21 protein-coding genes and 1 riboswitch are annotated in these 22854 nt (G+C 38.4%); of the genes, 17 read left to right on the top strand and 4 right to left on the bottom strand.

What is annotated here, in order from left to right:
* The 17 genes from J2Y40_RS18365 (at position 1) to J2Y40_RS18285 (ending at position 19222) form a co-directional block, all read left to right on the top strand.
* Positions 1-1311: an efflux RND transporter periplasmic adaptor subunit gene (locus J2Y40_RS18365; RefSeq protein WP_310000629.1), complete on the top strand. Its 1311-nt coding sequence runs from the start codon at positions 1-3 to the stop codon at positions 1309-1311.
* Between the two features lie 125 nt (positions 1312-1436).
* The gene (locus J2Y40_RS18360; RefSeq protein ID WP_153397527.1) at positions 1437-2318 is read left to right on the top strand and encodes a bestrophin family protein; all 882 of its coding nucleotides are present in this window, start codon (positions 1437-1439) and stop codon (positions 2316-2318) included.
* A gap of 20 nt (positions 2319-2338) precedes the next feature.
* On the top strand, positions 2339-3235 hold the full coding sequence (locus J2Y40_RS18355; protein WP_153397529.1) for a cation diffusion facilitator family transporter: 897 nt from the start codon (positions 2339-2341) through the stop codon (positions 3233-3235).
* Positions 3236-3247: 12 nt separating this feature from the next.
* Positions 3248-3667: a Fur family transcriptional regulator gene (locus tag J2Y40_RS18350; RefSeq protein ID WP_153397531.1), complete on the top strand. Its 420-nt coding sequence runs from the start codon at positions 3248-3250 to the stop codon at positions 3665-3667.
* A 44-nt stretch (positions 3668-3711) separates the two neighbouring features.
* The gene (locus J2Y40_RS18345) at positions 3712-5673 is read left to right on the top strand and encodes a heavy metal translocating P-type ATPase (protein ID WP_310000626.1); all 1962 of its coding nucleotides are present in this window, start codon (positions 3712-3714) and stop codon (positions 5671-5673) included.
* A gap of 717 nt (positions 5674-6390) precedes the next feature.
* Positions 6391-6774: a hypothetical protein gene (locus tag J2Y40_RS18340; RefSeq protein WP_231128719.1), complete on the top strand. Its 384-nt coding sequence runs from the start codon at positions 6391-6393 to the stop codon at positions 6772-6774.
* 145 nt (positions 6775-6919) lie between these two features.
* Positions 6920-7195: a YHS domain-containing protein gene (locus J2Y40_RS18335; RefSeq protein ID WP_153397534.1), complete on the top strand. Its 276-nt coding sequence runs from the start codon at positions 6920-6922 to the stop codon at positions 7193-7195.
* A complete protein-coding gene (locus J2Y40_RS18330; protein ID WP_310000624.1) occupies positions 7182-7865 on the top strand; it encodes an SCO family protein in 684 nt (227 codons plus the stop codon). Before J2Y40_RS18335 ends, J2Y40_RS18330 begins: the two co-directional genes overlap by 14 nt.
* Positions 7866-8007: 142 nt before the next feature.
* Positions 8008-8682, top strand: a complete 675-nt coding sequence (locus J2Y40_RS18325; protein WP_153397538.1) for a superoxide dismutase — start codon at positions 8008-8010, stop codon at positions 8680-8682.
* 3 nt (positions 8683-8685) lie between these two features.
* Entirely contained in the window at positions 8686-9054 is a 369-nt protein-coding gene (locus J2Y40_RS18320; protein ID WP_153397540.1) for a hypothetical protein, read from the top strand.
* A gap of 199 nt (positions 9055-9253) precedes the next feature.
* Positions 9254-10081, top strand: coding sequence for an MbnP family protein (locus J2Y40_RS18315; RefSeq protein ID WP_153397542.1), 828 nt, complete (start codon positions 9254-9256; stop codon positions 10079-10081).
* A gap of 1 nt (position 10082) precedes the next feature.
* A complete protein-coding gene (locus tag J2Y40_RS18310) occupies positions 10083-11120 on the top strand; it encodes a cytochrome-c peroxidase (RefSeq protein WP_409017720.1) in 1038 nt (345 codons plus the stop codon).
* Positions 11120-12070 carry a transporter gene (locus tag J2Y40_RS18305; RefSeq protein WP_153397545.1) on the top strand — a complete coding sequence of 317 codons (951 nt, stop codon included), beginning with the start codon at positions 11120-11122 and terminating at the stop codon, positions 12068-12070. The genes J2Y40_RS18310 and J2Y40_RS18305 overlap by 1 nt, the downstream gene beginning before the upstream one ends.
* 162 nt (positions 12071-12232) lie before the next feature.
* A riboswitch (cobalamin riboswitch) is annotated at positions 12233-12418 on the top strand.
* A 108-nt stretch (positions 12419-12526) separates the two neighbouring features.
* Entirely contained in the window at positions 12527-14557 is a 2031-nt protein-coding gene (locus J2Y40_RS18300) for a TonB-dependent receptor domain-containing protein (RefSeq protein ID WP_310000618.1), read from the top strand.
* The gene (locus J2Y40_RS18295; RefSeq protein WP_153397549.1) at positions 14554-15687 is read left to right on the top strand and encodes a YncE family protein; all 1134 of its coding nucleotides are present in this window, start codon (positions 14554-14556) and stop codon (positions 15685-15687) included. The genes J2Y40_RS18300 and J2Y40_RS18295 overlap by 4 nt, the downstream gene beginning before the upstream one ends.
* A gap of 12 nt (positions 15688-15699) precedes the next feature.
* A complete protein-coding gene (locus tag J2Y40_RS18290; protein WP_153397551.1) occupies positions 15700-16908 on the top strand; it encodes a cell surface protein in 1209 nt (402 codons plus the stop codon).
* Positions 16909-16945: 37 nt separating this feature from the next.
* Positions 16946-19222 (top strand): DUF5074 domain-containing protein, encoded by a 2277-nt coding sequence (locus J2Y40_RS18285; protein WP_310000616.1) that lies wholly within the window; start codon positions 16946-16948, stop codon positions 19220-19222.
* An 82-nt stretch (positions 19223-19304) separates the two neighbouring features.
* Here J2Y40_RS18285 and J2Y40_RS18280 read toward each other — a convergent pair whose 3' ends face one another.
* From J2Y40_RS18280 to J2Y40_RS18265, 4 genes are all read right to left on the bottom strand, one after another.
* On the bottom strand, positions 19305-20093 hold the full coding sequence (locus J2Y40_RS18280) for a DUF6383 domain-containing protein (RefSeq protein WP_153397555.1): 789 nt from the start codon (positions 20091-20093) through the stop codon (positions 19305-19307).
* Positions 20094-20376: 283 nt separating this feature from the next.
* Positions 20377-20961, bottom strand: a complete 585-nt coding sequence (locus J2Y40_RS18275; RefSeq protein WP_310000613.1) for a hypothetical protein — start codon at positions 20959-20961, stop codon at positions 20377-20379.
* A gap of 178 nt (positions 20962-21139) precedes the next feature.
* The gene (locus tag J2Y40_RS18270; RefSeq protein ID WP_310000611.1) at positions 21140-22252 is read right to left on the bottom strand and encodes a retropepsin-like aspartic protease; all 1113 of its coding nucleotides are present in this window, start codon (positions 22250-22252) and stop codon (positions 21140-21142) included.
* Between the two features lie 82 nt (positions 22253-22334).
* Positions 22335-22721, bottom strand: a complete 387-nt coding sequence (locus tag J2Y40_RS18265) for a hypothetical protein (protein WP_153397561.1) — start codon at positions 22719-22721, stop codon at positions 22335-22337.
* Positions 22722-22854: the final 133 nt, after the last annotated feature.

The raw sequence follows: 22854 nt of genomic DNA, 5'->3' as shown, positions 1-22854 counted from the left end.
ATGAAAGTAAAACACAATATCATATATCTTAGCGTCATTGCCCTATTAGTCATCAGCTGTGGAAAAAAAGAAGCTCCGGCAGAAAAATCTGAAGTTAAAACCGAACAGGCTGAAGAAAAGCATGAAGAAGGCTCTGAAACTATTGCTGCCCTTACAGAAGAGCAGATAAAATCAGTTGGAATAACCTTAGGAACCATAGAAATGAAAGAGCTGACCGCTACCATTAAAGCCAACGGCCTTCTAAGAGTTCCGAATAACAATAAAGCGACAGTAACCTCACTGTACGGTGGTGTCATTAAAACCCTGAACGTTCAGGTAGGAAGCATCGTTAAAAAAGGCCAGGTAATAGCAACCATCGCAAACCCGGAATTTATTCAGCTACAGGAAGATTATCTGACCACGAATAGTAGGATTACTTATGCAGAACAGGAATACAGACGTCAGAGAGAACTTTTTGATAACGATGCCGGAGCCAAAAAGAACCTGCAGAGTGCCGATGCTGAACTCAGAACACTCAGAACCCGTAAAGCTTCCCTTTTACGGCAGCTCCAGATGATGGGAATAAGCCCCGGAAAAGTAAACAATGGAAACATGAGATCAGGATTGGTAATCACCGCACCGATCAGTGGCACAGTCAGCAGTATCGCTGCCCAGATCGGAAGTTATGTGGATGTTTCGTCTCCGGTAGCTGAGATTATCGATAACAATTCAATTCATCTTGACCTGCAGGTTTTTGAAAGGGATCTTCCTAAAATGAGAATCGGGCAGATTGTTCATTTCAAACTGACCAATAATCCGGAAACTGAATACGATGCAAAAATCTACAGCGTAGGTTCCTCATTTGAAAACGAAAGCAAAACCGTTTCCATACATGCGGCTGTAACTGGAAATAAGATGGGACTTATTGACGGAATGAATATCACAGGAATCGTAAGCCTTGATAAAAATACAACCCCTGCAGTGCCGAATGAAGCTATCGTAGAAGCAGACGGGAAGTATTATATTTTTATACAAACAGATAAAATAGCAAAAGAACATGCAGAAGAGGGAGCTCATGATGATCACGGCCACGGCCATGATGAAGGAGAAGCAGCCCATGCCCATAAAAATGAATCAGAAGCCGGACAGCACGCAGAACAGAAGGCTAAAAATATGAATTTTGAAAAGGTAGAAGTGGTCAAAGGAACTTCAGATATGGGCTATACAGCAATTACTTCAGTCTCCAATATTCCTGCAGATGCAAAAGTAGTGGTGAAAGGAGCCTTTTTTATCAATGCAAAACTTTCTAATTCCGGAGATCACGGCCATTAGGAAATGATAACCTATTTTAAAATTATAGGTAAAAAAGTCCCGGTTTTTATGCTTAAATTAGAACTGATGAGGAAAAGAAGCAAAAAAAAACAGAATCATCAAGATTGTAAAAACACCATTCATTTATGCTTTTAAATAAAAAAATATCCGTCTGGTATTTCATCCGTGAAATAAGATCCCAGATTGTATTCATGGCCATATTTGCGGTGTCTATTGGATTACTGGATTTACTGCCATGGTTTCGGAAGATCTCACTTCCTCTGAATATTCCGGCATTGTTGGGTACAGCAGTATCCTTGTTGCTGGCCTTCCGGACTTCCCAGTCCTATGAAAGATGGTGGGAAGCAAGAACCGTATGGGGAGCCATCGTGAATGATTCCCGGACTTTTATCAGACTGGTGAAACAGTTCTATCCGGAAGGAGAAGAAAAGATTGTCAAAGAATTTGCAGAAAGACAGATCATCTGGACCTACGCACTGGGAGAGTCTTTAAGAAAACTCCCCTTTTCAGATAAAGTTGATAATTATCTGAATGAACACCGGATAAAAGCAATGAATATTCCCAATGCACTTTTAGATGCCCATTCAGAACAAATTAGAGAAACGGCTTCATCAAAAGGATTAACAGACTTTCAGCAGATGCAGGTGAACGATATGGTGACAAAGCTATGTGACAGTATGGGTAAATGCGAAAGACTAAAAAATACCGTTTTTCCAAGGGCATATAGCCTTTTGCTGCATACTCTGATCTATGTTTTCGCAGCAGTACTCCCGTTTGGGCTTGATGACTCACAGCTTGCCGTAGAAATTGTCATTACCTTTCTGATCCCTGTGGTATTTATTGCCATCGAAAAAACATCAATCATGATGCAGGACCCTTTCGAAAACAGACCTGTTGATACCCCGGTAACCTCTCTGGCACAGACTATAGAAACTAATATCAGGCAGATGATCGGAGAACAGAATGTGCCGGGCAAAAAAGAAAATCCTTTGTACTACGAAATGTAACTTGTAAAATCTCAAAGATCATGGAAGAAACAAAAATACAGACCGTTTCACCAGCCAGCAGCCACAAAAGAAACCTGCTGATTGTACTGTGCCTGAGCGGAACCTATATGATAGCTGAGGTCATTGGGGGATTTATTACCCAAAGTCTTGCACTCCTTGCAGATGCGGCACATATGCTGACGGATGTTGTAGGTTTATTTCTTGCATTCATCGCTATAAAAATTGGTGAACGGAAAGCAGATGCCGTTAAAACATTCGGCTATTACCGTACTGAGATATTGGCTGCGGTAATCAATGCTGTGGTGCTTTTGGGAATTTCTGTCTATGTGCTGTATGAAGCCTATCAGAGGTTTCAGAATCCGCCGGAAGTGCAGAGCGGCTCAATGCTGATCGTGGCCGGAATAGGATTGGTAGTCAATATTATCGGAATGATAATCCTAAGGAAAGATTCAGAGGGAAGCCTGAACATGAAAGGCGCCTACTTTGAAGTACTCTCAGATATGCTTACTTCCATTGGCGTAATGATTGCGGGAGCTATCATGCTGACAACAGGATGGTATTATGCCGATCCGCTGATCTCTGCAGCAATTGGACTTCTGATATTTCCAAGAACATGGCGTTTGCTGAAGGAAGCGGTTAACGTACTGCTGGAAGGAACACCGAAAGATGTAGATATTCATGAATTGCGAAAAACATTGGAAAATACGGAAGGCGTGGAAAATGTCCATGATCTTCATGTATGGTCACTTACTTCAGGAGTGAATGCGATGAGTGCCCATATTGTCAGGGATAAGGTAACCGGACATAATCCGTTACTGAAGAGATTAACAGAAGTGACAACAGAGAATTTTAAAATTAGCCATACCACTTTTCAGATCGAAGAAGAAGGCTATGAAGAACAGGAAATACATCTTTAAAATGATTAAGAAATGAGAAAAGATATAGAAACAAAACTTATAGATAAAAATACCAAGCCGACCAGCATGAGGATTCTGGTCTATGATTTTTTAAGCAGCCAGGAAATGGCACTTTCCCTTTCTGAAATTGAATCCCACTTTAAGAATGCTGACAGAACCACCATCTACAGAACCTTAAAAACCTTTGAAGAAAAAGGGATTGTTCACAGCATACAGGAAAATACAACTACAAAATACAAACTCTGTCACGATGAGTGTGATGAAAAAACACACAAAGACTGGCACTTGCATTTCTATTGTAAAATATGCAAACAAACCACATGCAGGGAAGATATTTCATTTCCGGAAAACATACAGACCAATTTCCGGATTGATGAAATAAGACTTTTTGCCAAAGGAATCTGCGAAAGCTGTCTTGAAAGTTTGCAATAGCATTGCATTGGGTTTACCTTTAATTTTACATCAAAATATCAGTTATGGAAGAATGTTGCAGTACAAAACTAAAAAAAGAACAACATAAGCACGATCACTCAGAAGGAGATGGGCATGATCACTCTCATGATACGGGAGATAAAACCGTTTTTCAGATGTTTCTTCCCGCGATAGTATCGTTCGTACTCTTGCTGATAGGAATAGCGCTGGATAATTATATCAAAACAGAATGGTTTACAGGCTGGATACGTTTGGTGTGGTACCTGGCAGCTTATGTGCCTGTTGGCTTTCCTGTCTTGAAAGAAGCCTGGAGAAGTATAGTTCAGGGTGATGTATTTTCTGAATTTTTCTTAATGGGAATCGCTACAGTAGGTGCTTTTGTGATCGGGGAATATCCCGAAGGGGTGGCTGTTATGCTTTTTTATTCCGTAGGAGAAGTTTTCCAGGGAATGGCCGTATCCAGGGCAAAAGGAAATATAAAAGCATTGCTGGATCAGCGTCCTGATGAGGTGACGATCATGGAAGATAATCAGCCGAAAACTATTAAAGCTAAAGAAACCAAAATAGGAGACGTTATTCAGTTGAAACCCGGAGAAAAACTGGCTTTAGACGGAGAACTTCTCTCAGATTCGGCATCGTTTAATACCGCAGCCCTGACAGGAGAAAGTAAACCGGATACCAAAAATAAGGGAGAATCCGTGCTGGCCGGAATGATCAATATGAACAGTATTGCTCTGGTAAAAGTAAATACCGCCTATGAAGATAGTAAACTGAGCAGGATTCTCGAGCTGGTGCAGAATGCTACAGCGCAAAAAGCACCAACTGAGCTGTTCATCAGAAAGTTTGCAAAAGTATATACTCCGATCGTTGTTTTTCTGGCCATAGGAATCTGTCTGCTGCCTTATTTCTTTGTGGATGATTATCAGTTCAGAGACTGGCTGTACAGAGCATTAATTTTCCTTGTAATCTCTTGCCCGTGTGCACTTGTGATCTCTATCCCTTTAGGATATTTCGGAGGAATCGGAGCCGCCAGCCGAAACGGAATTTTGTTTAAAGGAAGTAATTTCTTAGACAGTATTGCAGAAATTCAGAATGTGGTAATGGATAAAACCGGAACCATGACCGAAGGCGTATTTAAAGTGCAGGAAGTAAATATTACATCTGAATTCAATAAAGATCAGATCTTGAAAATGGTAAATGCCCTGGAAAGCAAAAGCACGCACCCTGTAGCTACAGCCATTCACAATTATGTTGGAGAAATTGATCACTCTCTTCCCATGAACAATGTTGAAGAAATAGCAGGACACGGTTTAAAGGCAACCATAGAAGGAAAAGAACTGCTGGTAGGAAATTTTAAGCTGATGGATAAATTCAATATCAGCTATGATGTAAACCATGCGAATATTGTTTACACCGTTATTGCCATAGCCTATGATAAAAAGTTTGCAGGATTTATCACCATTGCCGACAGTATAAAAAGTGATGCCAAAGAAACGGTGGATAACCTTCATAAAATGAACGTAAAAGCAACCATGCTGAGTGGCGATAAAAGTACAGTCGTAAAATATGTCGCTGATCAGTTGGGTATAGATAGTGCATTCGGAGATTTGCTGCCTGAAGATAAAGTCAATAAAGTAAAAGAGATCAAGGCTAAAAATCAAACGGTAGCCTTTGTAGGAGATGGTGTGAATGATGCACCTGTAGTGGCCCTAAGTGATGTAGGAATTGCAATGGGTGGACTGGGAAGCGATGCAACCATTGAAACCGCTGATGTTGTGATTCAAGATGATAAACCCAGCAAAATACCGATGGCAATTAATATCGGAAAGCAAACGAAAAAGATCGTATGGCAGAACATTATCCTGGCCTTTGCTGTAAAAGCTGTCGTTCTGGTTTTAGGAGCTGGAGGTCTGGCTACCATGTGGGAAGCTGTTTTTGCAGATGTAGGAGTAGCTCTGCTGGCCATCTTAAATGCGGTGAGAATTCAGAGGATGAAATTTGGATAACGCAGTTACAGCTTTAAAACAACTCAATATATGATTTCTGTTGATAAGATAGTCTCAAACCTTATAGGTTTTTGAAACCTATAAGGTTTAGAAAAAATATTCTTGCTGATTAAGTAGTTTTTTTGTTGACCTAACGCTAAAGAGCCGCAAAGGTTTTTAGAATTATAATCCTTCATTGTAAGAATTAGAATTGGCCGAAGGCCAATCCATCGCTTCATCGAATCAACGGAGTTGATTCTACACTTTGCTCCCTTAAAATCAATATTGCCTATACATGAACCTTTGCGTATAAAAACAAAAATTAAGCGCAATAATCTATCTGATTTTCTTTAAACCACAAAAAGCCCAAAAGTTTTAAAAATCGAAGATGTCTATTAATCTCAGAATAATAAATCTGCGTCATCTGACCAATCAGCGAGTATTAAAAATATCCATGCAATCTGGACAATCCATGGGAAATAAAACTTCTAAAAAATCTTGATACACATCTGATAATCCGGAGAATTTATTCAATAGAGGTAGACTTTTGTCCACCTAAATAATAAAAAATAATCCATTGGCTTTAGCCAAAACTTATACAGTTAATCCGCAAATCCATAATGGATAAAAAAATTGTGCATTCGCGGCAAAAAAATCTATACACCTTAACCATTTTAACCAAAATTAATCAATGACATTCATCAGGAATAAGGCATAAACTAATTTTGAATAGTATATTTGTACTACAGAACTGAATCGTTGAGGTTTTTTATTTCCATATTCATCATTTTTACCATTGCAGTGCGCCCTGTTCTGCCACTGGTCAATTATGCTGTAAACTACGACTATATTGTAAAGAACCTTTGCGAAAAGAAGAGCATTCCCCAGTCAACCTGTAAGGGAAAATGTTATGTTGAAAAAGAGCTGGCCAAAACAGAAAAGCAGTCTAATAATTCTCAAACTATAAAAATTGCAGGACTGGATGCTTTTATTTTCAATGATATTGTTTCTTTTAATCCCATACAGGGGTATTTAATTTCCTCCGGGAAAAGTATTTCAAACTCCAATAGTTTCCATACTTCAGAATATTTTTCAAAAATATTTCATCCTCCGCTGGTTTAGATTTTCTTTTAAACTAATTTTTTAGTTGATTTTAATTTACAGATCCTGAAATGCCTTGTGACAGCATTTGATGCCATTAAAGCAGGTTTGTATTAAAATCAAAAGACTTCATTCATCCTATCATTAATTTCAATTTAAGATTAAAATGAAATCAAAAATTATTTTGACGGCTTTGCTGTCAATATCCCTGTTTTCGTGTGCTCAGGAAACCCATAAAGTAAAACATAAAAAATCGATGAGTACTTCCGGAGAAAACCTGAAAAATGTAAAAGTAGTCAATGCTGAAGACCCTGTCTGCCATATGAAAACAGCCGAATTTTTAAAAGATACAACAGTCTATAAAAATAAAACGTACGGTTTTTGCAATACCTACTGTAAAGACGAGTTTAAGAAAAATCCTCAGAAATATGTCCAGGAATAAAAAGACGGAAACCAAAGCTAAAACAAAAGTGATTATTCCTATCGCTGTAATGGCTTTACTTTTTATAGGAATAGGTGTCGGAATGGGATATTTTAAAAAGAATCTTTATACCGTAATGAAGGTTCCGGATTTTGAACTGACGGATCAAAATAATAAAAAGATCACCAATAAAGATATGCTTGGAAAAGTGTATCTGGTAGAGTTTTTCTTCAGCAAATGTCCTACAATTTGTCCGGTAATGAACCGGAATATGAGAGCTATTGAAGACGAGATCAACAGTCCGGACTTTGGGATCATATCCATAAGCATTGATCCGGAAAACGATACGCCTGAAGCGTTAAAAAAACATGCTAAAAGTGTAGGCGCAAAATCTCCCGACTGGCATTTTCTAACCGGAGACCGGGATTATATCGGGAAGCTGGCAGATCAGTTCAATATTTATGTAGGTGATAAAGAAGATGAGAGCGAAAGCCTGAATCACAGTGGAATGATTGCCCTTGTAGATCAGGAAGGAAACATCAGATGCAGGTACAATAAAGACAATATGCCGATCCTGTATTATTCAGGACTGAATTACGAAGATCCGGAAGGGAAAACTCCAAAGCTTAACGGAAAATACCACCCAGACCGCGAAATATTAATTGAGGATATTAAAAAACTGCTGAAGTAGTAAGACAGGAGGAAACGATAGGGAATTTTTGATAGGATTAATGATTTCTGATTAAGAAGACTAATTAAAACTTCCTTCTTCCAGCCTCCATCTTCCTTTCTCAAATAAAAAATAATTTGTTCAACCATAAAAACAAAACGTTATGAAGATTTTGAAAATAGCGGCTTTAAGCGCAGTATTGGCTGCTCAGTTCGCTTTTGCCCAGTTTAAGCAGACCCCTTTGCCATATGCATACAACGCGCTGGAGGGAAATATTGATGCACAGACGATGGAGATCCATTATTCAAAACACGCAGCAGCTTATGTTGCTAACCTGAATAAAGCCATTGCAGGAACTCCACAGGAAAAACAGACTTTGTTTCAGATCATGTCGGGAGTTTCCAAACTTCCGCCTGCTGTAAGAAATAATGCCGGAGGACACTACAACCACGAACTTTTCTGGACGGTTCTTACCCCTGAAAAAAATACGCAGCCTTCAGCTAAATTATTGAAAGCGATCAATGAAACCTTTGGAAGCCTGGACGCTTTTAAAGAAAAAATGAGCAAGGCAGGAGCTGACCGTTTTGGTTCGGGATGGGCATGGCTTTCCGTTGATAAAAGCGGGAAACTATTCGTTTCTTCAACCCCTAACCAGGATAATCCCTTGATGGATGTTGTTGAGGAAAAAGGAACCCCAATCCTGGGAATTGATGTCTGGGAACACGCTTATTACCTGAAGTATCAGAACAAAAGAGCGGATTATCTTACTGCAATCTGGAACGTGCTGAACTGGAAAGAAGTGAGCAGAAGATATGATGAAGCCGTAAGCAAAAAATAATCAATGAATTTAATTTGCAGCATATTCCTTACCCTTTACATGGTGTTCAGACCCCTGATCCCATTGGCGGAGTATGCTGTAAATTATGATTATATCTCAAAAGTGTTGTGTATCAATAAAAGCAGGCCGGAAGTTCACTGTAACGGAAAATGTTACCTCACTAAAGAGCTTGCCAAAACAAACGATACCGATTCTTCTCCTTTAAATAAAACCAAAACTTCAGGGCAGAAAATTCTCGATACTTATATTCCTTCCGGTATTACGGAAGTTATCACCACTGAAAAAATACCTTTTTTCAACTTTAGCTTCATCTACGAAGAAGCCTATTCATTTCTGTTTCTGAAACACATTTTCAGACCACCGGTTTTTTAAGTTTTTATTTATTTTTATTCGAAAGACTAACAGCAAAAATCACAGAAGTTTTTATTTCAAAAGTTTAATTGCTCTTATTTCATCACTTAAAATAGCATAAGTGTTAAAATATCTTTTGTCTTTTGTCAATCAAAAAAACTGAATGTTTTCGCACATTCAGCACTACTTTTATTTCAAAAATTCAACTTAAAAAATCAAAATGAAAATCTATAAATTTTTATCATTATTCTTTGTAGCCTTTACGCTGGCTGCTTTTACATCGTGTCAAAATCGGGATGACGAGGATCCTCAGGATTCTTTAGCAGGAAATATTCAGGTAAAATTTGAAAACGGGTTTAATAATCTGGGAAATATTGTGCTGGATCAAACGGTACAGACTTCTGCAGCAGGGCAGAAACATAAATTTTCAACATTGAAATATATCATCAGTAATATCAGTCTGATCGATGAAAATGGAAATGAATTCAAATACAACGAAAATAATCCGGACAAAGGGGCTTTCATTATCGATCAGGCAGATGCCAAAGCAGGAGTGATCTATCTGGATCTGAACGGTATTCCTAAAAATAATTATAAGAAAATAAAATTCGGACTTGGGCTCAGTCAGAAAGCTTATCTGCTGGGGCAGGACGGGCAGGCAGAATTCTGGAATAGGGCTAAACAGAAAGGAATGTCGTGGTCCTGGGCTGCCGGGTATGTGTTCGTAAAGCTGGAAGGGAAATATGGAAATGCATCGGCAGATAAAGAATTTATGAACCACACCGGAAATATGGGAAATGTAGCGGCTAACAATACGCCTGATCTTTACCGGGAAATTACGTTGAACCTTCCCGTTACGGCCAGGGTGACCAACCAGATCAAGCCATCTATCCACGTTCTGGCTGATCTTAACCAGTTTCTGAGCGGAACCAAAAACCTGACATTGACTACAGACAATGATATGGCGATGGGTTCAAACCAACATTTGGTAGACGTAACGGATAATCTCACGAAAATATTTAAAGTAGACCATGTTCACAATGATTAATATGCTACCAAGAATAGTGTTGCTCCTAGCTGCTCTGATGAGTTTTACAGCCTGTTCAGAGGAGGTGATACAGCCATTGGACAAAGACGAAGTTTATCCGTTGCAGTTTCCTTCTTATTTTCCTGATATGACTTTTGATAAGACTTCCAATCCGGTTACTAAAAATGGTGTTGAGCTAGGCCGGAAATTATTTTATGAAGGCAAACTTTCCCGGAATAATACCATTTCATGTGGGTTCTGCCATATTCAGGAAAATGCTTTTACCCACCACGGACATAATGTAAGCCATGGCGTAGACGACAGAATAGGAATCCGGAATGCACCACCCATCCAGAATATGATATTCCTGAAAAGGTATATGTGGGATGGAGTGATCCATAATCTGAATGAACAGCCCATTATTCCGATTACAGATGTGAATGAAATGGACAGCTCGATGCCGGAAGCCATTACAAAACTGAAAGAAGATCCGAAATATAAAAAACTTTTTGCTGCTGCCTACGGAGATGAAAATATTACAGGAGAACGGGTACTGAAAGCATTATCTCAGTTTATGGCAAGCCTGATCTCAGCAGAATCAAAATATGACAGTTTCAGACAGGGAAAAGTAAAGTTGACTACAGAAGAATCCCAGGGAATGACTCTCTTCCAGCAGAAATGTGCTTCCTGCCACAGCGGAGAACTATTTACAGATGAAAGTTTCAGAAATACGGGTATGTATTATAATTCGCAGTTTAAAGATCCTGGGCGTTACCGGGTAACCCTCGACCAGAACGACTGGATGAAATTCCGAGTGCCAAGTCTTAGAAATGTAGAATATACAGCACCTTATATGCATGACGGAAGGTTCTATACACTGGAAGCCGTTCTTAATTTTTATTCGGACGGAGTAGAAGACAATCCTAATCTGGATCCGGAGCTAAAACAGAACGGTCATATTGGAATAGCTATGAATAGTCAGGAAAAGCAGTTTATTGTTGCTTTTCTGAAAACGCTTTCCGATAAAAACTTTATTTCTAACCCCAAATTTTCTGAATAATGAACACGAAAACAATAATGGTAATGACAGGAATGGTTGTATCTGTTGGATTTCAGGCTAAAACTGTTAACGATAGCATGGAGGTTTCCAATAATGCTAATAGAATAATACTGCTTGATGACTGCGATGCCTGCGGTTGTGCGGCCGGAAATGGCTCTTCAGGTTTTGAATCGTTGCTGAATCCTCAGTTTATCGGGATTAAATATTTTGCCCAGCATTATAAGGCAAAAGAAAATTTGTTTGTGAAAGATCTTACACAGGATCAGTATTTCAATACGCTTCAGCTTTGGGGAAAAATTCCTCTGACAAAAAAACTGAGTGTTTATGCCAGTCTGCCATTCCATTTTCACGGAAAGAAAACAATGCAGGGAGACATCCGTATCAATGGAATAGGAGATCTGAACCTGATGGGAATTTATCAGATCGTTAATTCAAAGGAGAATGTCCATCAGCTTAATGGAGGTCTGGGAATAAAAGTTCCTTTAGGTAAATTTGACGAAAAAGGGATGTCCGGAGTTAATCCGAGTTTTCAGCTGGGAACAGGGAGCTGGGATTATCAGGCTGCATTGAATTATAAATTCCAGAGAAATAAGCTGGCAGTTCTGATTAATACGGATTATACCATCAAAACGGAAAATAAAAAGCATTATCAGTTCGGAAACCAATGGAATTATGCCGCAACAGGATTTTATCAGGTTGCAGGGAACGAGAAAACCATCTTATCTGCCAAGGCTGGATTTCAGGGTGAAGTATATGATACCAACCGACAGTACGGAGAAGCATTACCCCGCACGTCAGGAAGCGCTTTGTATGGGAAGCTGGGCTTTGAAGCATCCTATAAAAAGTTTAGTCTCGGGAGCGAGATTATGCTGCCTGCTTACACCAACCTGGCAGGAGGAGATATTGAGGCAAAATCCCGTTTCAGTATTTTTCTGAATATCGGGATTTGATGAACAGTTGATCGCTTGGGAAGAGGTGTTTTTAAGTGAAACCCTACAGATATTTTTTTATCTGTAGGGTTTATCTTTTGCTGGCAACAGGTTATTGTTAAATGTTTTTATCCCATTGAAAATCATTTTGTTATTTCATGTTTTGAATGTGTTAATAATTGTTTATCTTTGCCGGAATCTGGTGAGCCGTAAAAAGCGCTTAAAAGGGAATCCGGTGAAAATCCGGGACAGACCCGCTGCTGTAAGCTCCACACTAAAGTTTTTGAATAATATATCCACTGTTTTTTAATGGGAAGGATTTCAGAAACGGAGTAAGTCAGAAGACCTGCCAGATGATGAACGTTTGACGCTTTCGTGGAATAAAGCTTAGGACTACAATGATTCTGTGCAGTGAATGCTGTGCTTTGTCGTTGCTTTCTTATATCCATTAGCGTCATCATTATTCTAAATGAGCTAATGGTGACAAAACTTATTGCTTCTCTGATTCAAAAGGGAGCTATCACAATTTTTGTGGCAGCCTCTCATCTTGTATTCTCACAGTCTAAGGACAGCATCCGGGAGAAAACGATTCTTCCTATTCAGATTTATAAAAAAGATTTTAAAGAAATTCTTCCGGCACAGATTCTTTCGGGGGAACAACTGGAAAGACTTAACAGTCAGTCGGTGGCAGATGCCCTTCGGTATTTTTCCGGTGTTCAGATCAAAGATTACGGTGGAATGGGAGGTCTGAAAACGGTGAATATCCGGAGTATGGGAAGCCAGCATGTCGGCGTTTTTTATGATGGAATTCAACTCGGAAACGCACAGAACGGAGTGGTGGACCTCGGAAAATTTTCCCTTGATGATATAGAGTCAATTTCTTTATATAACGGCCAGAAAAGTGAAATTTTTCAGCCGGCAAAGGATTTCGGATCTTCGGGATCTATTTATCTACAACCTAAAACACCTGTATTTAAAGGAAATCAAAAAACGAACGTAACGGTTAGATTGAAATTAGGGTCTATCAGTCTCTTTAATCCTTCATTCCGTTTAGAACAGAAGATTTCAGATCGGGTTTCCGCAAGTTTCAGTTCAGAATTTGTTCAGAGCAAAGGATTGTACAAGTATAAATACGAAAAGAAAAATGCTGATGGTTCTGTTGCCAATGATACCATTGCCAGAAGATATGATTCTTACATCCGGGCCAAACGTTTTGAAACCGGTTTTAACGGAACCCTTAATGACGGAAGCTGGAGTGTACGGGGTTACGGATATATTTCAGACCGTGGAATTCCTACAGCTATTGTGAATAATGATTTCGGTCCCAAAGGGCAGCAGATGCTGGATGAAAACTATTTTATTCAGGCCAATTTCAGAAAAAAACTGTTCCCAAAATTTGAGACTCAGGTGAAAGCCAAATTTGCTTACGATTATTCCAGATTTCTGGATACAGTTAATGTATCAACAACAGCACTTCGTATCGATAATACCTATACTCAGAGGGAATTCTATCTTTCTTCATCTAATATCTATTCCATTACTAAAGACTGGGATGTAAGCGCAGGTTTTGATTTTCAGTACAATAATCTGGATGCCAGTCTCAGGGATTTTTCATTTCCTACCCGATATACTTCATTACTGGCCTTTGCTACAACCTATCAGTGGAGAAGGTTTAAATTTCTGGGAAGTGTACTCGGAACCTTTGTACATGAAAATGTAGAAAAAAATGCAAAATCTCCCGATAAAACGGAATGGACCCCTTCTGCATTTCTGAGCTATCAGCCCTTTGATTCAAAAGACTTTACCGTAAGGGCATTTTATAAAAGGATTTTCAGGATGCCTACTTTCAATGATCTGTATTACACCATGATCGGAAATGTCATGCTTAAACCTGAATTTACCAGACAGTATGATGTTGGTTTTACTTATCAGAAACTGTATGACCATGAGTTTTTTAAAGGAATTTATGTGAAGGCAGACGGATATTATAATGAAGTGGAAAATAAGATCATCGCAGTTCCTACTACCAATCTGTTCAGGTGGATGATGACGAATCTCGGAGAAGTAAGAATCCTGGGGGCGGATGTCAATGTTCAGGCTGAATTCGATATCAATAAAGTGAAACTGAAACCTCTGCTAAGCTATACTTATCAAAGAGCCGGGGATTATACCGATAAAAAAGAAGACTATTACGGAGATCAGATTTCTTACGTACCATGGCATGCCCTGACTTTTTCCATGATGGCAGATTATAAAGACTGGAGTTTCAATTACAGTTTTATGTATACCGGAGAACGTTACGATGCTCAGCTGAATAACATCCGGGCCAATTATCTTCAGCCGTGGTATACCCATGATCTTTCTGTTCAGAAAAAATTCAACTGGCATTTCCATCAGATCAAAGCCGGTTTCGAAGTCAACAACGTCCTCAATCAATATTATGACGTGGTAAGGAATTATCCTATGCCCGGAAGAAATTTTAAACTCATTGTAAGTTTTACATTATGAAAAAACTAAACTTTTGCCTTCTGGCTTTTTCCATGCTCTGTTTGTTCTCATGCCGGACGGATGATTATGTTATCCCCTCGGAAAAAGAAGAGGTAGGTGCCGGAGAAGATACACCCATCAAAGGTTTTTATCTTCTGAACGAAGGAAACATGGGGAGTAACAAGTGTACCCTTGATTATTATGATTATGCCAGTGGAACGTATCAACGGAATATCTATGGAGAGATCAACCCGAATGTGGTTAAAGAGCTTGGTGATGTAGGAAATGATATTATGATCTACGGAAGTAAAATGTATGTAGTGGTGAATGTTTCCAACAAAATTGAAGTGCTGGATGCCAAGACGGCTAAACGTATCAAAACGATACAGCTGCAGAACTGCCGGTATATGAAATTCAAAGGAGGAAAAGTGTATGCCAGCAGTTATGCCGGTCCTGTTGAATTAAACCCGAATTCGCCACCAGGGAAAGTGGTGGAAATTGATACGGCTTCCCTGGCCATTGAAAGGCAGGTAGTGGTAGGTTATCAGCCTGAAGAAATGGAAATCATTGGAGATAAACTTTATGTAGCCAATTCCGGGGGCTATATGTTCCCGAATTATGACAAAACAGTTTCTGTGATTGATCTTAACAGTTTTACAGAGACCAAAAAAATTGATGTAGCCATTAACCTTCACCGCATTAGAAAAGATAATTACGGAGATCTTTATGTGAGTTCCAGAGGTGATTATTACAACATACCATCCAGCCTGTTTCTCGTGGATGCTGCTACCGGAGCGGTTAAAAAAGACTTTCATGTTGCCGTAAGCGGAATGACGATTGTGAATGACAAACTGTATTACTATGGCAATGAATTCAATTACAATACCCATAGTTATGTTAAAACTTTTGGGATCATTGATGTAAAAACAGAGCAGGTAATCGCAACTAAAATCATAGACCAGCAGTACGCCGACGAGATCAAAGCACCTTATGGTATTGCGGTTAATCCTTATACTGAAGACATCTACCTTACCGATGCCCGGAATTATGTAACCACGGGATATGTATACTGTTTTGATAAAAGCGGAAAATTCAAATGGAAAACCGAAGGCGGAAATATTCCTGCCCATTTTGCTTTTTTATACAAATAATTAAATGAAAAAATGGAAAGAAAAACTATAAATATCATAAAAACAGTACTTTTCTCTTCTGTTCTGTTAGGAGCAGCAGCCTGTAAAAGTGACACTGAAGAAATCGTGGAAGAAGTAACTTTTCCTTCAGAAGTATTGAAAGAATCTTATACGATTGACAGGCTTAAGTTGTTAAACATCGATCCGAAGATCGAAGGAAAGCTGACTTGGAGCATCAACGATTCTATTATTTCTGAAAACCTTCAGCTGGATTTTGTAAGTGCTGTTACCAAAACATACCCATTGACTTTGAAGGTTGAGGCAAAAGGAGCTGTGAAAATTTACAAATCATCCATCATTGTGAACCAGGAAGCAGTGCCTTACAGTAAATATATCAGCAATGTTTTTGATTATCGTCCGGCAGTAGGGCAGTTCATCAATGAAATGCCTGAATATCTGAACGGAAATACAGAAGCTGATATGATCAGAAAGGCAAAAGAATCTCTTATCGGCGGAAGCTCTACGATGATTACCCTTGGCGGATACGGAGGGTATGTTGCTTTCGGCTTCGATCATACCATTGCTAATCTGGAAGGAAGAGATTTTAAAATTCTTGGAAATGCCTTCTGGGGAAATAGTGCCAATGCTACCAGATCCGGATCATGTGAACCGGGAATCATCATGGTGGCTTATGATAAAAACAAAAACGGAAAACCGGATGAAGACGAATGGTACGAAATCGCCGGCAGTGAATATTTTAAGAATACCACTCTTAAAAATTACAGTATAACCTATTTCAAACCCAATGAAAATAAACCTCCCGTTCCCGGAAGTGAGTTTTGGCAGACTGATGTGGAGTACATCAAATGGCAGGATAATAATGGGACTTCTGGATTTAAAACTAAAAATACCTTCCATGCACAAAGCTATTATCCTTTATGGCTTTCCCAGGCTTCTTACAGCTTTACAGGAACCAGACTGAAGGATAATTTTTACGACCAGAGCGGAACGGGGGCTTATTGGGTAGGAACCTCCTATGATTATGGATATGCAGATAACGCACCGAATAATGATGAGGCTTCCAATATTGATATTTCATGGGCAGTAGACAGAAACGGAAATTACGTTAAGCTTCCCGGAATCGATTTTATTAAAGTATATACCGGGGTGAATCAGGAAGCCGGATGGCTGGGCGAAGTTTCTACAGAAGTAGCGGGTGCTTATGACCTGCATCTTAATTAACAGATCGAAATATAAATAAATTTAAATACTTATTAAAATGAAAAAGTTTTACCTTTTTACAATGCTGTTCCTGTTCGCATTTTTGGCGAATGCACAGGTTACCGTGCAGGGCGTTCCCCGGAATGATATCCAGAGAAATGAACAGCTTAATACCACATTAACTCCCAATATTAACTTTTCGGATATCCAGTATTGGGTGGGAACAGGTTCTAATGAAGCTGCTTTTGTTGTACAGTGGAATGACAGCAAAAACCCGGACGCTATGGTTTGGGGATTCAGATGGAACGGAAATGCTACAGGTGAAGATATGCTGAAGACCATTGCACAGGCTGATCACCGTTTTTTTTCACTTCTTTATCAGGGAACCCAGTTTGGAACGGCAATAGGAGGTTTAGGTTTTGATCTGAACGGGCAGAATACTAATGCGCTTTATAAAAACGGAAATACAACCTATCCGCTTTATCCGGCCAGTGGAATCATCAACACAACAGCATATGATTTTGACAGTTATGCGGCTGCAGATGCCAATGATCACTGGCAGTCCGGATGGACCACCAATGGATACTGGTCGTACTGGGTGAAAGATCCTACAGATAGTGACTTTGGGTATTCAGGGTTAGGCGCTTCTTCCCGTAACTTACAGAATGGTTCATGGGATGTATGGAATTTTAATGTTGCTTTTAGTGAAGCTCCTATTTCATCTACCATGACACCCGTTTCCCCTTATGTATCTTCAACAGATTTTACTAACGGATTCTTTATGGTGAATGAAGACTGGTTCGGACATACCAATGGCTCTGTGAATTTTGTACATAACAACGGCCAGATCAGCTACCGTGTTTACAGTAATGCCAATAATAATCAGGCTTTTGGAGCCACTACCCAGTACGGAACAATTTACGGAGATAAATTTTATTTTATCTCAAAACAGGCAGCAGACGGCAATGATACTCAATATACCCCTGGCGGAAGATTGGTAGTTGCCAATGCACAGACCATGCAGAAAATTGCAGGATTCAATGATATAGGTGGAGGAGACGGAAGATCTTTCTTAGGTGTGAATGAGCACAAAGGGTATATCGGAGCTTCTAACGGAATTTATACATTTAATATTGACAATCTTCAGGTAGGAAGTTTAATCACCGGAACCGGAGGCGGAAGTCAGTATGCAGGGCAGATCGGAAATATGATTCGTACCTCAAAATATGTTTTTGCAGTAAAACAGTCTGCAGGAATTCTGGTAATTGACCCTAATACGGATACGGTAGTTTCTACCATTTCAGGAGCCTATCACTCAGTTGTTCAGGCGAAAGATGGAAGTGTATGGGCGATTCAGGATCAAAAGCTGGTGAATATTGACCAGAGTACTTTTGCAGTAACAGTATATAATATTCCTGTGACAAAATACCTAGGATCATGGGGAGCCTGGAATGCCGGAAGCTTTACAGCAAGTACAAAGCAGAATGTATTGTATTGGATTAATTCGGTTAATAGCTTTGTTTCCGGAACGCAGATCGTAAAGTTTGATGTAACGACTAAAACGTTCAATGAAAATTTTGCCGCTATTCCAGGACAAACGGGACAATTCAAACAGATTCCTTATGGTGCCGGACTGCGAGTGAGCCCGGTAACCGATGAATTAATTCTTAATACGACCGAAAGTGGCTTTGGTGCTCATTATCAGAAAAACTGGATCCATACTTTCGATGCCAGCGGAAATCTGATCAATACAAAGACTCTTAATGATTATTACTGGTTCCCTGCAGTGGCAGTGTTCCCAGATAACAGTGCTCCGGTAATAAGTTCTACCTTCCCTTCCCAGGCTTCAGTAGGAAATGTAACAACTATTGATCTGAAAACAGCCGTTGCCGATGAGGATAATATAAGCGCTTCAGTGGTGAAGACATTGAAATCAAACTCTAATCCAGCTGTGGTTTCCGCAGTGATCAATGGAAATGATGAACTTGTTCTTACTCCTGTTACAAGTGGAACTTCAAATATCGTAATCAGCTTCAATTCTAACGGAAAAGTAGTTGAAAAAACACTCACCGTAACCAGCACAACATCCAGTCTGGCTACTGCAGAAGTGAAGAAACTGGAGTTCAGTATTTATCCAAACCCTGTTTCCGATATGCTGAACATCAAAACTCCGGATAAAGTTCTGAATGTTTCAGTTTATGATATTTCCGGAAAACAGGTAAATGCTCCATTCCAAAACGGACAGGTGAATGTAAGCACGCTTCCGAACGGAATGTATATTCTGAAAGCAGTTACAGATAAAGCAGTTTATCAGCAGAAACTGATCAAAAAATAAACCATATTCACTTTTATTTCAATAAGAATCGGCGGCCCAACGGGCCGCCGATTCTGTTTTATCATAACAATATTCCTTAGAATTATGGGGTAATTCTGATCTTTTTAGAATAAGTCTTTTTGTCTTTTGTCTCAATATTCATAATGTAAATCCCTTCAGGTTGTCTTGCTTCAAAAGTATTGGATTTTATGGTAGAGTTAAATACCTCTTTTCCTGAAGTATTGGTCAGAGTAACCTTTGATCCTTCAAAAGAAGCATCACCGGCAAGTGTGATCTGTCCGTTTTGACTGTGAGCCATAAAATTGATAAACGGATCTTTATACTGATAAGCATAGTAAACTCTAAGGGCGCCATTCACACTAAGAAGACCGCCGTTAAGGTTAATTTTAATACGATCGAAAGGTATATTCATCGTCAATTCAATTTCTGCCTTGCTTGGGTCTGTACCTCCTAGTTTAATAGCATTGTTGTTAAGATTCTGGTAGTCATTATTAGATACATTGCCGTTGAATGTCTCAATAGAAATTCCGCTGATCAGCTGTGCCGCCAGCATGGTCTGATCTGATCCGATTCCAATGACAAGTTTGTTGGTGTTAGCAGCAATGTTGGTAGATGGGAAAATCAAGACCTGTTCAGTTCTTGCTAACAATCCTACAGAAACCTGAATAGTAGAATAATCATCTTCATTACTTCCTACTGCATTTTGAGGATTGAGTACGCCGCAACCTAAACAGATCCCAACAACCTGATTGGTTTGACTGCTAGCATAGATTTTAGTGATTTGAGCAAAAGATGTGCTCATCAGGAACAGAGTAGAAGCCAATACTACTGCTTTCTTCATAAACAGGCTTACAAATAAATTTGCTTTCATATGTTAAAATTTAGTTTTCTGGTATTCAATTGATGCAAATGTAATCATAAAATAATTATGTTAAGTAAATTATTTCATAATTGTGTGATTACTTAATGTTAGCATAATATAATTGTTTAATTTTATTTTTATTTAAGTAATTGAAAATGAATTATTTTAGTGTTGTTTTTAATTTGTAGATCATAAAAAAATCCGATAGTTTTTTACAACTACCGGATTTAATTGATTTGTTTAGTTCGTGATTTTTTGAGTGGTTTTTTATGAATTTTATACTGAAAGGGGATTAATTTATGGTTTGCCACTTGCTGTTTTGCTCTTCGGTGTTTTTAATACGCAGCGGTTTAAAGGTTTTGAAATCAGAGGTTTCATATTCCAGCTCATAAAGATCGTTGCCGTTTACAGATCCTTTTTTTATAGCTACAAGATTTACGGTCAGTAAATATTTTCCATTTTTTTGTTTTTTGATAAATTCCGGATCATAAGTCCTTCCACTCACAGCATTAAATTCAAATGTATGATTGGTTGGTGCATATTTTTCAAGATTAGCTAAAAAATCATTTGATTCTGGAATGGTGAGTATTTCTATTAGCTTAGTTTTTTCTATCCTGAAATGTTGGGAAGTAGAAAAGCTTCCCCGGTCATTCCGCCAACTGATGATTTCGCCCGGAATGCACTCTGTCATGATGATGGCTTCATTAGGCTCTGCTCCCGCTAGTTTTGAAAACTCTTCAAGCGCAGGTTTCGGATATTTCTTATACCTGAAGTTTTTTTGAATTTCTGAAACCTTGGGATGAGCTGTAGTTTCAAAGCTTTGTGCGAAAAAAGTAATGCTTACAAACAGGGACGCGCCAATAAGTATTTTTTTCATGAATTAGTTTTTTGAAAAGTGGGTGTCGTTTTAATCAAATTTAAATATTGTAAATTAAGTTTACAAATTAAATAGTGATAACTTTAGGGTAAAATAAACGATACGAATGTATAGAAGCAAAAAAAAGACTTTATATAAAGCCCTTTTTTACCCTTGGGTTCTAAACTCGAACTATTATTTAATTTAAATATTGCAGAACATTTTTCTTTTCTAAAGTTATTTTTTTGTGTTCTGCATTTTCTATTGTGATAGTCTGGCTAGTGTCAAGCGTCTTTTTTACCTCACAGAATATCTCGGGAGTTATTTTTGAAATATCAATGCCATTTACTTTAATAATTTTGTCTGATAAATTTAGTTCCGCTAATTGAGATATTTGAAGCTTATTGACAATGATTAAATCATCTTTCATAGGAGCCAATGCAATCCCAAAAGTCTTATATTCCGGTTTGTTTCCGTTTGGAATTAACGTCATTTTTTTATTGATAAAATCAAGGGTTATCAAATAATTCTGCATAAATCGAGTGCCTATAAGATTTCTTGCACTGGTACTGCTGTCTATTATTTGATTGCCAAATGAGGTATTATTCATTTCAACTTCCATTAGATCCACTTGTCGCTCACCTTTACTTACACTGTTAATAGATTGTGCCAAAAATCCTTCAAAAATTAAAAAGTTATCATCTTTTACTAAATTGTATGTCTGCTGGTTTAGCGTAAGTCCCATGCCGGAGCCGGAATCAAATACATATTCTATGTTCTGGTTTCTTATTGTAAGATTAACTTTCGGAACCTCTGTAAAACTTTCCGTAATAAATGGAAATGCTGTTGTGTTTGAATAAATGCTGTTATCCGCTTTATCAAAAGTTACAATTTTCTTATTTTTAAAATCAAGCTGCCATATCTTATCTTTCATCAGATTAGCCCCGAAAATTCCGCTTATTTTCATGCAGGCACGAGAGCTTATCCAACCTATATCAGCAAATGAAAAGTTTGCCTCTTTGATATTTAAATTAGAGACCTGTATATTTTTTATTGAAAAGACATCCATCTTTGATTTTACATTGTTTCCGTCTATCCCTTCAAAAATAATTTTGGTTTTCTTTGAAGCAATCTTGTCTCTAAGCTCTGACGATATAATCGTGAAAGCACCTGTGTCAAAAACAAAATTATGAAGCTCGTTTTCAATGGTTACTTTAATAACCATTTTGCCTTCTATCATTTCAAAAGGTATTGTTGCTGCTTTTAAAAAGAAAGGTAAAAGGAAAGTGATGATAAAAAGATATTTTTTCATTTTTAGGTTATTACATATAACAAATATAATACATTAAAAAAAGACTGCCTAAAGGCAGTCTCTGAATGGGTTTAAATAATTGTTACCACTCCCAGGTGTAAGATATATTACCACCTACAGTAGTAGCACCTGTTTGAGGATTTGTCGTCGTGGTGATACCGACTGAAAGTTTCTTTTTCTTCTTACCTCTGGCAGCAAATGCTGAAGGAGGCGTGGTGTCCTGCATTTCAATGGGAACTTGTCCTAAAAGTCCAATTGCTAAACTAAACCCAGTGATTCTTAAATCTGCAATTTCAAGAGAAGACAGGTATTCGTTTTGTTCGTCGGTTAGTTCGAAGTTTTCTCGGATGAACAAAGCTGGGTCTTTCGCTACATTATCAGAAATCATAAGTCTTTCCTCAAAAGGTAATTCGTTAATTTCTGCTTGTTTTGCTTGTACTCCTTCCGGAGTGAATGGCATTCTTTCCATAATAAATAATAGTGTTAGGTTAATTGGTTAAAAAAGTAAATAACAGTGAGCGCTATCCTGTTGTTTTCTAAAGCAAAGATATTGCTGCGCAGCGACAGAACTCGTCGTATTAAAATTGATTACAAGAAAAAAT

This window comes from Chryseobacterium sp. 2987 (assembly GCF_031456375.1).
Classification (GTDB): Bacteria; Bacteroidota; Bacteroidia; order Flavobacteriales; family Weeksellaceae; genus Chryseobacterium; species Chryseobacterium vaccae.
Note: the sequence above shows the minus strand (reverse complement) of the source record. Positions and strands in the feature narration are given on the sequence as shown.